Below are 13,748 nucleotides of genomic sequence, written 5' to 3' on the forward strand. Positions count from 1 at the left end.
GGTCGGGTCTCAACGCGGGTCGAAGTCGAGGGCCGGCGCCTGGCCGGCCTCGGCGAGGCTGGACATCTCATCGATGGACAGCACCTTGCCCACCTCCAGCACGATCACGAACTTGCCGTCGACCTTGGCCATGCCGCTGATGAAGTCGGCGCGAATTCGCGCACCGAAGTTGGGTGGCGGCTCGATCTGCGTCGCCGGGATCTCCCGCACCGCAGACACCGTATCGACCAGCAGCCCGATGTCCTGGGCCTGGCCATCTTCGGCACTCGCCTCGATGATGATCACGCAGGAGCGCCGGGTGATCGCCGAGTTGGCCCGGCCAAAGCGCGCCGACAGGTCGACCACCGGCACCACCGCGCCGCGCAGGTTGATCACCCCGCGTACGAACGCGGGCATCATCGGCACCACGGTCAGGCTGCCGTATTCGATAATTTCCTTGATCCCCAGAATGCCGATGGCGAACATTTCGCCGCCGAGCATGAAGGTCAGATACTGCGCATCCTCATCGACCGCTGCTGCGGTCTGCCGAGTCGTCATTGCTGCCCCCATGTCACTCTCCCTAGTAGGCCCGTATTGATCGTGGGATCAGAAGCGGGTGAAATCCGCTTCGTCCGGGGCACTGGCCATGGTGTAGGCGAACGCCTTGCGCTGCACCGGTGGTTTCGGCTGTGGCGCCTGACGGTTGGGCTTGCTGCCCGGGCTGTCCACGCTGTTGCTTTGAACCGCAGCCTTGGGCGCTGAATCCAGCACGAAAAAGCTCATGGCCTGCTGCAGTTGCTCGGCCTGGCTGCTCATTTCTTCCGCCGTGGCCGCCAGTTCCTCGCTGCTCGAGGCATTTTGCTGGGTCACCTGGTTGAGCTGGGTCATCGCGGTGTTGATCTGCGCGACACCGGCGGCCTGTTCCTCGGACGCGGCGCTGATTTCCTGCACAAGGTCGGACGTCTTGTTGATGGAGGGCACCATTTCGTCGAGCAACTTGCCGGCTTTCTCGGCCATGTCCACGCTGCTGGAGGACAGTTCACCGATTTCCTGGGCGGCAACCTGGCTGCGTTCGGCCAACTTGCGCACTTCGGCGGCCACCACGGCGAACCCCTTGCCGTGCTCGCCGGCCCGAGCGGCCTCGATGGCGGCGTTGAGCGCGAGCAGATTGGTCTGGTAGGCGATGTCATCGATGATGCTGATGCGCTGGGCGATTTTCTTCATCGCCACCACGGTCTGCTGTACCGATTCGCCGCCCTCGGTGGCTTCCTTGGCGGCCTTGCTGGCCATGCCATCGGTGACCTTGGCGTTTTCGGTGTTCTGGTTGATGCTGGCGCTCATCTGCTCGACCGACGCACTGGTTTCCTCGACGCTGGCAGCCTGTTCACTGGTGGCCTGGCTCATCGATTGCGCGGTGGCGCTGACCTCCTCGGAGGCGCTGGCCAGGTTATCGGCGGCGTTACGCACTTCGCCGATGATATGGGCGAGCTTGCCGACCATGTTGCGCATGGCGTTGAGCACCATGCCGGTTTCATCTTTCCCGCCCGGCTCGATGTGCGCGTTGAGGTTGCCTTCGGCCAATTGCTCGGCGGCGCTCGCGGCCTGGCGCAACGGGCGGGAAATGATCCGCGCGATGAACACCGCCAGGCCCAGGCCGATCAACAGGGCGGCGACCAGTACCGCGATGATCGACACGCGTGAGCTTTCGTACAGCGCCGAGCCCTTGTCGCCCGCGACAGTCGCGCCGGCGTCATTGAGCTCGACCATTTTCTGCAGACGGGCCGTCACCTCATCGAAATGCCCCTTGGATTCTCCCCTGAGCAAACCGCGCGCCTGGGCTTCCTGGTTCTGGCGGGAAAACTCGAGCAACAGCTTGCTGGATGCCAGGTAGGCGTCCCAAGCGCTTTTCACGCTGGCCAGGAGTTGCCGATCTTCATCGTTCGACAGCAATTGCTCGTAGGTGCCCATGCGGGTTTCGAACTGTTGGCGCGCGTCGGCGGCTTCGCGTTCGGCCTGGGCCTTTTCCTCGGCAATCTCGGTGCCGATGTGGCGGTTCTCTTTCAAGCGATAGTTGGCGGCAAAAAAGCGCATGCCTGCCGCTGCACGCATGGAGGGCATCCAGTTGCCCTTGATGTCCTGGGCGGCCTGGTTGACGGCACCGAGCTGGAGGATGGCGAAGCCGCCCATGGCCCCGGTGAGCGCCAGGACCACCAGGAATGAACAGATCAACTTGGTGGAAATCTTAAGATCGTAGAACCATTTCATCGGGGAACCTCCATGGAATTGCAAATGCGTCAGCGAGCGACGGCCGGTGGCGACTGAGGCGCCTGGGCCGTGCGGGCTTCCAGTTGTACGATTTGGTTGAGCAGTACCGGTACATCCAGGATCAGGGCCACCGCGCCGCTGCCCAATATGGTCGAGCCGCTGATGCCACGCAGTGCACCGAACAGCTTGCCCAGGGGTTTGATCACGGTCTGGAACTCACCGAGCAGGTCATCCACCACCAGCCCGGCCTTATGCTCGGCGTAACGCACCACCACCACATTCTGGCGTCGGGACGCGGGGCCTTCGTGACTGAAGTGGTCGCGCAGGTGCACCAACGGCAATACCTCGCCACGCAGGTCCAGATAACCCGTGTCGCGACTGGACTGGCGCTGCTGTTCATCCAGCTCGATACACTCCTGGACCATGTCCAGGGGAATCACGTAGGTGGATTGGTCGATGCCGACCAGGAACCCATTGATGATCGCCAGGGTCAGCGGCAAGCGAATGCGCACCACGGTGCCCTGGCCGGGACGGCTGTCGAGGTCGACGGTGCCGCGCAACAAGGTGATATTGCGCTTGACCACGTCCATGCCGACACCGCGCCCGGACAGGTTGGTCACCGCCTCGGCGGTGGAGAACCCGGCCTCGAAGATCAGGTTGTAGATCTCCTGGTCGGTGAGCACCGCACCGCTGGCCACCAGCCCGCGTTCCTGGGCCTTTTGCAGGATGCGTTCGCGGTTAAGGCCGGCGCCGTCGTCGGCGATCTCAATGACGATGCTCCCCGAGTCGTGGTAGGCATTGAGGCTCAGATGGCCCTTGGCCGACTTGCCGGCCGCACGCCGCGCATCGGCGCTTTCAATGCCGTGGTCCATGGCGTTGCGCAACAAGTGCATCAGCGGGTCGCCGATCTTCTCGACCACGGTCTTGTCCAGTTCGGTTTCCGCGCCGCTGATGCTCAGTTCGATGTCCTTGCCCAGTTCCTGGCTGATATCGCGCACCACGCGGCGGAAGCGGTTGAATGTGTCGCCGATGGGGATCATGCGCAAATGCAGGGCGCCATCGAGGATCTCTTCCACCAGCCCCGATACCGTCGAGGAGGCCTCTTGCAAGGGGTCGTTGTTACAGGATCGGGCCAGCAGGCTCGCGCCGGCGCTGGCGATGACCAGCTCGCCAACCAGATTGATCAACTCGTCGAGCTTGTCAGCGTTGACGCGCACGTAATTGCCGTCGCGGGTTTTCGCCTCGCTGGCTGCCGGACGCTGGGGTGCGGCGGTCACAAGGCCCGGCTCGACCGGCGTGACCAACTCGCCAGCAATGGCCGCTGTGCTGTCGGGCGCTTCGTCGACGGCACTGATGTGCACTTCACAGTCGTCACGCACAAAGTCGAACACTTCGTTGAGGGTGGCGTGGCTGGCCGTCGAGCGCAGGTCGATCTCGAAACCCAGGTAGCAGCTTTCCGGGTCCCAGCTGTCCATGGGCGGGATGCTGTCGGTCAGGGTGGCGACCTGTATCAACTGCCCCAAGGTCTCGAGGTAGCGCAGAAATGACAGCGGGTCCATGCCATTACGGAACACATCCGTGCCGAAGCGCAGGGAAATATGCCAAAGCACTTCGACCGCCACGTCGTCGGTCACCTCGGCGGTTTCGACGCTGGCAACGGCGGTTCGCATCGGCTGGTAGGCACTCAGCGCCTCGCGCAATGCCTCACCGCGCTCCAAAGCGGCAGGGGTCGGCGTTTCACCGCGGTCAGCGACCACTTCGACCAGTTCGAGCATGTGGTCGCCGCACTTGAGCAGCAGCGCGATCAAGGCGGCGTCCACCGCCACACTGCCTTCGCGCAGGCGGTCAAGCACGTCTTCGACGATATGCGTGAACCCCACGATCGACGCCAGGCCGAAAAGGCCCGCCGAACCCTTGATGGTATGCGCGGCGCGGAAAATCGCGCCGATGGCATCCTGGTCGCCGGGCTCGCTTTCCAATTGCAGCAGGGATTGCTCCATGGCCTGCAACAGCTCGCGCGCCTCAACGATGAATGTCTGTTGTGCCTGATCGAGATTGATGCTCACCGTGACTTTCCTTGTCGATCAAAAAACCTGGGAAGCGCTGGCTATGAGGCCGCGCTGCGACACAGTTGGAGCGCCTGCGTGACCGCCTGGCTCTGGCCGGTCACGCTCAAGGCTATGCCGGCATTATCGGCCTCACGCCGGATGACCGCGAGCAACTGCAAGCCGGCGCCATCCATTTCCGTGACCTCAGACAGGTCCAGCTCCAGGCGTGGCGCCGCGCCCATCTGCGGCAGCAGCGCCGCCGCCAGTTCCGCTACGGTGTAGATCGTAAGCTCGCCGTCAATGCGCACGTGGGCCGTGTCGTCGAGTGTTTCAGTGGTTATCGGCATGGGAGCCTCCCTGGCGCCAGGATCAAGGCAGGATCAGTTTAGACACGGCTGCCAACATCTGCGCAGGCTGGAACGGCTTGACCACCCAGGCCTTGGCGCCGGCGGCCTGGCCCTCGGCCTTCTTCGACTCCTGGGACTCGGTGGTGAGCATGATGATCGGGGTGAACTTGTAGTTAGCCAGCTTCTTGACCTCCTTGACGAAGGTGATGCCGTCCATGTTGGGCATGTTCACGTCGCTGATGATCAGGTGCACTTTCTGCCCGGTCAGCTTGGCCAGGGCATCCTTGCCGTCGCTGGCCTCGATGACGTCATAACCGGCGCTTCTCAAGGCTATGCCGACCACTTGCCGCACGCTGCTGGAGTCGTCGACCACTAATACATTCTTCGCCATGATGTGCTCCTAAAAGAAGGTGATGTCTTGAGAATTCTGCTGCACGGCCGCCTCTCCATGGTGCAGGCGCCGTTGCTCGTCGGTGGCATAGGTGGCTTCCATGCGCGCCAGCCATTGGCGGGCGTCGACGGCCACCGGCTGGTCCGGGGCCTGGCTGGCCTGCAGGAGGTGCTCATGCAGGGCGTGCATGTTGTCGCGCACGTGGCTGAGGATCTGGCTGACCCGGTCCTGGAATTGCAGGTTGACCAGCACTTCGGTCATCTCATCCCGGATGCCGTAGCTTTCCTGCTTGAGCAGGTCGGCGGACTCGGCCAGGCGCCCGGTGATGTTCTGGAAGCGTTCGAGCACCACTTGAATACTGTTTTCGGACTCGGCCACCGAATGGCTGTCCTGGTCGGCACTGCTGGACGCGGCCTGGACCAATTGCGTAATGGCGTTGTTGATGATGTCGACCTTGGCCGACATCTGCTGGCCGGTTTCACTGGATTTGCTCGACAGGCTGCGCACCGCGTCGGCCACCACCGCAAAACCGCGCCCGGCCTCACCGGCACGCGCCGCCTCGATGGCGGCGTTGAGGGCCAGCAGGTTGGTTTGCGCGGCAATCGCCGCCACATCGGCGGCCATGGTCCGCAGTTCGCCGGTATAGGCGGTCAGGCTGCGGACCTGGGCCAGGGTCTGGTCACGGCTGGTTTGGGTGGCCTTGAGCGAATTGATCACCTGGCTCAGCTCGCTGTCACTGCGTGCCAGCACCTCAAGCGCGCCGTCGGCGGCCTGCCCGTCCAGTTCACCGGCCGCGTGCTGCGAGGCTTGTACCGTCTCCTGCAATCGTGCGGCGATCCCGGTGAAACGGTTGGCCAGGCTCACGATCGCTTCTTCGGTCTGATGGCGCGAGCTTTCCACCTGCTTGGCCCAGATGGGCATGGCGCCCAGCAATACCTCATCGAGTTGGGCACGAGAGGCCATGCCGTCGTGCACCGCGTGCGCATCTGACTGTTCCGCCAGTGCAAGCGCTTGCAGCATTGCGTTGCGCTGCGAACTCGCGCTCCAGGCACAGGCACCGAGGCCGATCAGCACCAGTACCGTGCAGGCCAGCAGATTGGCCGACGAGGTTGATTGCACGAGTATCCACAACACGGCAGGCACGACCGGGATCAAAGCGAACCAGCGAAAACGTGGATAAACGGGAAGAGGCAGGCGGCTGGATTGGCGCTGGGGCATGAGTTCGATCCTTGAACGTTGTTGCGGATGTAAGTGACATAGTTGTTATCTGCGCTGTAACTTGCAACTTGAGGTGACTTAGGTGCCTTCCGTCTGGTTTATGAACCGTGGGTGACAGATCGGTCAGTTCTGGGTCCTTGTTCCTGAAGGATCAGCGGTGGTTTACCGAACAGGGGGTTGTCGCAGCGCTGGCTAGCGAGTCTGTCTTTCAGGCTGAGAAATCTCTTTGTGGTGAGGGGGCTTGGTTCCGTGGCGGCCTCTGGGCCGACCATGTCGTTGGGTTTGACCGAGTACATATCCGTTGCTGCGGTCACGGCCACTTAGGGTTCCGCTCTTACAGCGGGTCACTTTTGGAAAGAGCCCAAAAGTAACCAAAAGGCTCTCGCCCCACCACTCGGTACCTCGCCTAGGCTCGGTATGCCCGAACGCAGGCTTGAATCCGTGGGCCGCCGTCATGGGCCATCCCTGGCCCAGGACGGCTAACCCGGCGTCCTGCCGGGTTACCCACGGATTCAAGCCTGCGTTCGGCCAGCGTGGTTAACGGGGCGCCTAGGATCAAAAGCCAGAGCAAAAGCAGAGCAAAAGCAGGCTGAGGTCTGCCTGCTGGATGGAGATCCAAATGTGGGAGGGGGCTTGCCCCCGATGAGCATGGGTATCTACACAACTTCCAGTGAATACGGAATCTATGGCAATTAGGCTTCTGTGGTGAGCGGGCTTGCCCCGCTCACCACAGAGTTATGTGTCAGCCTTTAAGAGTTGTAGATACCTATGCCCCGATGAGGGAGTGTCAGTTGATGGATTTGGTACTGACCCACTGCAATCGGGGGCAAGTCGAATCGTCGCACCGCCCCTCCCACATTTTTAACCCAGTACACCAGACCAAACTCCGGTCGGCTCTAAGGCCGCCGCGCTTTGCCTTTTGATCTCAAATCGCCCCGTCAAACACGCTGGCCGAACGCAGGCTTTGGAGCGTGGGTAACCCGGCAGGACGCCGGGTTAGCCGCGCTGGGCCATGGATGGCCCATCGCGGCGGCCCACGCTCCAAAGCCGGAGTGAGGGCACACCGAGCCTAGGCGAGGTGCCGAGTGTTGGGGCGAAGACCTTTTGGTTACTTTTGGGTCTTTCCAAAAGTGACCCGCTGTAAGAGCGGAACCATAAGTGGCCGTTACCGCAGGAACGGATATGTACTCCCCCCAAAAAAAACCGGTCGGCCCGAAGGCCGCCACGGAAGCAAGCTCCCTCGCCACAGACCACTGAAAATTGTGTAGACACCCATACTCAGGATTGCCTGACCACCGCGCGTCATCGGTCACAGAGCTGCGCCTTCATGTTTGCACCAAAACAAAACGGCACCTGGGTGCCGTTTTGTGTTCCACGCCCCGGCACGTTTACTTACGCGCTGCCTCCCACTGCTTGAGCAGGTCGCCGTAGGCCACGGTCTCGCCTTTCGGTTTCTCGTTGGCCAGTTTCGGTTTCGGCGCGCCCGGCTGGTCGAACCAGTATTGCGCGTCACGCTCGGGGTTCATTTTCGGGCCGCACACCGGTTGCACCTTGGAGCGCTCCAGGCGCGTCATGATCGCGTCCTGCTCCTTGGCCAGGTTGTCGAGGGCCTGTTGCGGGGTTTTCTCGCCGCTGGCGGCGGCGGCGATGTTGCTCCACCACAGTTGCGCCAGACGTGGGTAGTCCGGCACGTTGGTACCGGTCGGGGTCCACTCGACCCGCGCCGGGCTGCGGTAGAACTCCACCAGGCCACCGAGTTTCGGCGCCATGTCGGTCATGGCCTGGGAGTTGATGTCGGACTCACGAATCGGCGTCAGGCCGACGATGGTTTTCTTCAGGGACACGGTTTTCGAGGTGACGAACTGCGCGTACAACCAGGCCGCGAGTTTCTGCTTCTCCGGCGTCGACTTGAGGAAAGTCCAGGAACCCACGTCCTGGTACCCCTTCTTCATGCCTTTTTCCCAATACGGTCCGACCGGCGACGGCGCCATGCGCCATTTCGGCGTGCCGTCGGCGTTCACCACCGGCAGGCCCGGCTTGGTCATGTCGGCGGTAAACGCGGTGTACCAGAATATCTGCTGGGCGATGTTGCCCTGGGACGGCACCGGGCCGGATTCGGAGAAGGTCATGCCCGCCGCTTCCGGGGGGGCGTAGGCTTTCATCCAGTCCACGTATTTCTGCGTGGCGAACACCGCCGCCGGGCCGTTGGTGTCGCCGCCACGGGTGACGCTGGAGCCCACCGGGTGGCAGTCCTCCACGCGGATGCCCCACTCGTCCACCGGCAAGCCGTTGGGCAGGCCCTTGTCGCCGCCACCGGCCATGGAGAACCAGGCATCGGTGAAGCGCCAGCCCAGGGACGGGTCTTTCTTGCCGTAGTCCATGTGCCCATAGATGCGCTTGCCGTCGATTTCCTTGACGTCTTCACTGAAGAATTTGGCGATGTCTTCATAGGCCGACCAATTCACCGGCACGCCGAGGTCATAGCCGTATTTTTCCTTGAACTTGGCTTTCAGCTCCGGACGCTCGAACCAGTCGGCGCGGAACCAGTAGAGGTTGGCAAACTGCTGGTCGGGCAGCTGGTAGATCTTGCCGTCCGGCGCGGTGGTGAAGGAGATGCCGATAAAGTCCTTGATATCCAGGGTTGGCGAGGTAAAGGCCTTGCCTTCGTTGGCCATCAGGTCGGTGATGGATTCGGTCTTGCCATAGCGAAAGTGCGTACCGATCAAGTCGGAATCGTTGACCCAGCCGTCATAGATATTCTTGTCGGACTGCATCTGGGTTTGCAGTTTCTCCACCACGTCGCCTTCCTGCAGCAGGTCGTGGGTCAGCTTGATGCCGGTGATTTCGCTGAAGGCCTTGGCCAGCACCTTGGATTCGTACTCGTGGGTGGTGAGGGTTTCCGACACCACGTTGATCTTCATCCCACGGAACGGTTCCGAGGCTTTGATAAACCACTTCAACTCCTCCAACTGCTGGTCGGCCGTGAGGGTCGACGGCTTGAACTCGCTGCCGATCCATTTCTTCGCCGCATCCTCATACGCATCAGCCCAGGCCGAAGCGCTCAAACCGCTGAGGGCCAGTACGGCGGCCAATGAAATGCTATGTCGCAGCTTATTGTTTTTATTCAACATAGAGACCTCCTGGTTAATTTCAAAAAGGACTACAAACGCCACAACCCTCTGTAGGAGCGAGCTTGCTCGCGAAAAACCCGAGGACACCGCGTACATCCAGAATGCCCGCGTTATCGTTGGCGATTTTCGCGAGCAAGCTCGCTCCTACAAGGTGTCGGGGCACTAGCCCCAACGCATCACACTCAACAGCCATACCAGGGAGAGCGCGGACGCTACCCAGATGCTCCAGTCGGTAACGCCGATCACCAGCAAATGCAGGTAGGCGCTGCCGAGAAGACCGATAAACAAGCGATCACCACGGGTGGTGCTGATCGGCAGGACGCCGCGCCGCGGAATGCTCGGCGAGCGCAGCTCCCAGGTGGTCATGCCCGCCAGAATCAGGGCAATGCCGCCAAAGAACAGTGCAGTGGGGGTGGTCCAGGCCATCCATTCCATCATCGACTCCTCAGACCCGGCCCAGGGCAAAGCCCTTGGCCACGTGGTTGCGAACAAACCAGATCACCAGCATGCCGGGCAGGATGGTCAACACCCCCGCCGCCGCCAGCACGCCCCAATCGATACCCGAGGCCGACACCGTGCGGGTCATCACCGCGGCGATGGGCTTGGCGTTGACCGAGGTCAGGGTGCGCGCCAGCAGCAGCTCGACCCAGGAAAACATGAAGCAGAAAAACGCCGTCACACCGATGCCGGAGCCGATCAGCGGGATAAAAATCTTCACGAAGAACTTGGGAAAACTATAGCCGTCGATGTAGGCGGTTTCGTCGATTTCCTTGGGCACCCCGGACATGAAGCCCTCCAGGATCCACACCGCCAGCGGCACGTTGAACAGGCAGTGGGCCAAGGCCACGGCGATGTGCGTGTCGAACAGGCCGATGGACGAATACAGCTGGAAAAACGGCAGCAGGAACACCGCGGGTGGCGCCATGCGGTTGGTCAGCAGCCAGAAGAACAGGTGCTTGTCACCCAGGAAGCGGTAGCGCGAGAAGGCATAGGCCGCCGGCAACGCCACGCTCAGGGAAATCACCGTGTTCAGGCTCACGTAGTACAGCGAGTTGAGGTAACCGGTGTACCAGCTTGGGTCGGTGAAGATCACCTTGTAGTTGGCCAGGGTGAAATCCTGCGGAAACAGGGTCAGCCCGCCGAGGATTTCGGTGTTGCTCTTGAAGGACATGTTCAGCAGCCAGTAGATCGGCACCAGCAGGAACAGGATGTAGATCAGCAGCGGAATAACCTTGCGCTTGCTCATGTTGGCGGCCTCAGCGGTTGGCGTCGGAGTGGGTCATGGCGGTGTAGAACAGCCAGGACACCAACAGGATGATCAGGAAGTACACCAGGGAAAACGCCGCCGCCGGGCCCAGGTCGAATTGGCCTACGGCCATCTGGGTCAGCGTCTGACTGAGGAACGTCGTGGCATTCCCCGGCCCGCCCCCCGTGAGGACGAAGGGCTCGGTGTAGATCATGAAACTGTCCATGAAGCGCAGCATCACCGCGATCAGCAGCACGCTTTTCATCTTCGGCAACTGGATATGCCGGAACACCGCCCACGCCGAAGCCCGATCGATACGTGCGGCCTGGTAGTACACATCCGGGATCGCTCGCAGCCCGGAATAACACAGCAGCGCCACCAGTGAGGTCCAGTGCCACACATCCATCACCAGCACGGTGACCCAGGCGTCCATGGTGTTGGCCGCATAGTTGTAGCTGATGCCCAGGGCGTTGAGGCTGTAGCCCAGCAGACCGATATCGGCACGGCCGAAAATCTGCCAGATGGTGCCCACCACGTTCCACGGAATCAGCAACGGAATGGCCAGGATGATCAGCACCAGCGACGACCAGCGGCCCTTGGTCGGCATGGTCAGGGCGATGGCGATGCCCAGGGGGATTTCGATCAGCAGCACGCAAGCCGAATAGATGAACTGGCGCAGCAGCGAGTCATGCAGGCGTGGGTCGAGCAGCACCTGCTTGTACCAGTCGGCGCCGACGAAGTAGCGGCTGGACTGGTCGAAGATGTCCTGCACCGAATAGTTGACCACCGTCATCATCGGGATCACCGCACTGAACGCCACCAGCAGGAACACCGGCAACACCAGCCACCAGGCCTTGTTGTTCTGCACCTTGTTCATGGCTGCACCTCCAGCAGGTAGTCGTCGGCATACACCATCAGCCACTGCGCGGGAAAGCTGATGGACGCCCTGCCCTCGGGCACCGGTTTGTCTTCGGCCAGGCGCACCTTGAGGGTGGCGCCGTCGAGGTTGAGGGTCATGATCTTGTAGGTGCCGAGGTCTTCGAGGTGAGTGACATCGGCCTGCAGGGCGTCAGGGTTGTACTCGTCCCACACGTGAATGAATTCCGGGCGGATCCCCACCTGCAGCGTCTTGTAGTCGCTGCCGGCAATGCGTTGCTGCAAGGCCTCGGATAACGGCAGAAGCGTACCGGCAAAGCGCACACCGCCGGCCTCGGCCTGCACTTCGATCAGATTCATCCCAGGGCTACCGATGAAATAGCCGACAAAGGTGTGGCTGGGCCGTTCGAACAACTCACGGGGCGTGCCGAACTGCACGATCTGCCCGCCGTACATCACCGCGATCTTGTCGGCGAAAGTCGAGGCCTCAAGCTGGTCATGGGTGACGTAGACCATGGTGATATTGAACTGCTCATGGATCTGCTTGAGCTTGCGCCGCAGCTTCCACTTCAGGTGCGGGTCGATCACCGTCAGCGGTTCGTCAAAGAGGATGGCCGACACGTCATCCCGCACCAGGCCACGGCCCATGGAGACTTTCTGTTTTTCGTCGGCGGTGAGGTTGCGGGCTTTTTTGCTCAGCAGGTTTTGCAGGTCGAGGACTTCGGCAATTTCCTGCACCTTGCTGTGAATTTTCGCCTCGGCCATGCCTTGGTTTCGCAGGGGAAAGGCCAGGTTATCGAACACGGTCATGGTGTCGTACACCACCGGGAACTGGAACACCTGGGCGATGTTGCGTTTTTCCGGGGTGAGGTCATTGACCACTTTGCTATCGAACAGCACCTGCCCTTCGGACGGGCTCAGCAGGCCGGAGATGATATTGAGCAACGTCGACTTGCCGCAGCCCGACGGCCCGAGCAAGGCGTAGGCACCGCCCTGCTCCCACACGTGGTTCATTGCCCGGATGGCGTAGTCCTCAGGGCCGCTCGGCGTGGGACTGTAGCTGTGCGCCAGGTTCTGCAAATGGATCTCGGCCATCAGGCAACCCTCGCGACGCGGCGCCCGGGGGCCTGGACCAAACGGCCCTGGCCATCGAACACAAACAGTTTATGGGTGGGGATGTACACGCGGATCGGCGCGTCGACGTCGTACTCATGCACCCCCGGCAGGTGCAGCACCAGCAGGAAATGCTCGCTGCGCACATGCAGGAAGGTTTCCGAGCCGCTGATCTCGGCGACTTCCACGGTCACCGCCAGTTCGAGGTCGTCGTCGTTGCTCGGCACCAGGCTGATATGGCTGGGGCGCACACCAAAGCGGAATTCGCCTTCGCCGATGGGACGCAGGTCAACGTTCAGCGGGAAGTGCACGAAATTGGCGAAGCTCACCTCGTTACCGCTGATACGCCCCGGCATCAGGTTGATCGGCGGCTCGGAAAACAGCTCGGCGGCCAACACGGTCTGCGGTTGGTGATACACCTCGGCAGCCTTGCCGCTCTGGATCACCCGGCCCTCGTGAAGAATGGTGGTGGTGCCGCCCAGGGCCAGGGCCTCGTTGGGCTCGGTGGTGGCGTAGATGGCAATGGTATGCCGCGCCTTGAACAGCTCGCGCATTTCCTGACGCAGCTCTTCGCGCAGTTTGTAGTCCAGGTTCACCAGTGGCTCGTCGAACAGGATCAGTTCGGCGTCTTTCACCAACGCGCGGGCCATGGCCGTGCGTTGCTGCTGGCCACCGGACAACTCCAACGGGTGGCGTTGCAGGAATTTCTCGATGCGCAGCATCCGCGCGGTTTCCAGCACCTTGCTCTGGATCAGCTCGTTGGACACACCGGCCTGGCGCAACGGCGAGGCGATGTTTTCGAACACGGTCATGGTCGGGTAGTTGATGAACTGCTGATACACCATCGACACGTTGCGCAGGCGCACCGGTTTGTGGGTGACATCCACGCCGTTCATCAGGATGCGCCCGCTGTCGGGCTTGTCCAGGCCCGCCATCAGGCGCATCAGGCTGGTCTTGCCGGACAGGGTGCGACCAAGCAAGACGTTGAAGGAGCCGGCTTCGAAGCGCAGGTTGGCGTCGTCGATCCAGGTTTGGCCTTCGACGACGCGGGAGACATGTTCCAGGGTCAATGACATGACACGACCTTTTTATTATTGGAATGAATCTGGCCAGTCGTCAGAGCGAGTTTCATGC

12 protein-coding genes are annotated in these 13,748 nt (G+C 61.6%); all 12 read right to left on the reverse strand.

Translation table 11 applies throughout. The features are described 5' to 3' along the window. Positions 1-9 precede the first annotated feature (9 nt). The 12 genes from V3W40_RS06760 to V3W40_RS06815 all read right to left on the reverse strand — a co-directional run bounded on the left by V3W40_RS06760 (position 10) and on the right by V3W40_RS06815 (position 13,690). On the reverse strand, positions 10-549 hold the full coding sequence (locus tag V3W40_RS06760; protein WP_330214695.1) for a chemotaxis protein CheW: 540 nt from the start codon (positions 547-549) through the stop codon (positions 10-12). 36 nt (positions 550-585) lie between these two features. Continuing rightward, positions 586-2,244: a methyl-accepting chemotaxis protein gene (locus V3W40_RS06765; protein ID WP_330214696.1), complete on the reverse strand. Its 1,659-nt coding sequence runs from the start codon at positions 2,242-2,244 to the stop codon at positions 586-588. Positions 2,245-2,273: 29 nt separating this feature from the next. After that, positions 2,274-4,310, reverse strand: a complete 2,037-nt coding sequence (locus V3W40_RS06770; RefSeq protein WP_330214697.1) for a chemotaxis protein CheA — start codon at positions 4,308-4,310, stop codon at positions 2,274-2,276. A gap of 41 nt (positions 4,311-4,351) precedes the next feature. After that, positions 4,352-4,639 (reverse strand): STAS domain-containing protein, encoded by a 288-nt coding sequence (locus V3W40_RS06775; RefSeq protein WP_330214698.1) that lies wholly within the window; start codon positions 4,637-4,639, stop codon positions 4,352-4,354. 22 nt (positions 4,640-4,661) lie between these two features. Then, entirely contained in the window at positions 4,662-5,030 is a 369-nt protein-coding gene (locus V3W40_RS06780) for a response regulator (RefSeq protein WP_330214699.1), read from the reverse strand. Positions 5,031-5,039: 9 nt separating this feature from the next. Further along, positions 5,040-6,248 (reverse strand): methyl-accepting chemotaxis protein, encoded by a 1,209-nt coding sequence (locus V3W40_RS06785; protein WP_137212188.1) that lies wholly within the window; start codon positions 6,246-6,248, stop codon positions 5,040-5,042. Between the two features lie 1,388 nt (positions 6,249-7,636). Further along, the gene (locus V3W40_RS06790) at positions 7,637-9,379 is read right to left on the reverse strand and encodes an ABC transporter substrate-binding protein (protein ID WP_065927121.1); all 1,743 of its coding nucleotides are present in this window, start codon (positions 9,377-9,379) and stop codon (positions 7,637-7,639) included. A gap of 162 nt (positions 9,380-9,541) precedes the next feature. Continuing rightward, positions 9,542-9,814: a DUF2160 domain-containing protein gene (locus tag V3W40_RS06795; RefSeq protein WP_027607297.1), complete on the reverse strand. Its 273-nt coding sequence runs from the start codon at positions 9,812-9,814 to the stop codon at positions 9,542-9,544. Positions 9,815-9,824: 10 nt separating this feature from the next. Further along, positions 9,825-10,625 (reverse strand): carbohydrate ABC transporter permease, encoded by an 801-nt coding sequence (locus tag V3W40_RS06800; protein ID WP_003174634.1) that lies wholly within the window; start codon positions 10,623-10,625, stop codon positions 9,825-9,827. A gap of 10 nt (positions 10,626-10,635) precedes the next feature. After that, complete coding sequence (locus tag V3W40_RS06805; RefSeq protein ID WP_025858174.1) at positions 10,636-11,502, reverse strand: carbohydrate ABC transporter permease; 867 nt, start codon at positions 11,500-11,502, stop codon at positions 10,636-10,638. Then, entirely contained in the window at positions 11,499-12,596 is a 1,098-nt protein-coding gene (locus tag V3W40_RS06810; protein WP_065927119.1) for an ABC transporter ATP-binding protein, read from the reverse strand. The genes V3W40_RS06805 and V3W40_RS06810 overlap by 4 nt, the downstream gene beginning before the upstream one ends. Further along, positions 12,596-13,690 carry an ABC transporter ATP-binding protein gene (locus tag V3W40_RS06815; protein ID WP_027607299.1) on the reverse strand — a complete coding sequence of 365 codons (1,095 nt, stop codon included), beginning with the start codon at positions 13,688-13,690 and terminating at the stop codon, positions 12,596-12,598. The genes V3W40_RS06810 and V3W40_RS06815 overlap by 1 nt, the downstream gene beginning before the upstream one ends. Positions 13,691-13,748: the final 58 nt, after the last annotated feature.

It is taken from the genome of Pseudomonas sp. AM8, assembly GCF_036346475.1.
Classification (GTDB): Bacteria; Pseudomonadota; Gammaproteobacteria; order Pseudomonadales; family Pseudomonadaceae; genus Aquipseudomonas; species Aquipseudomonas marginalis.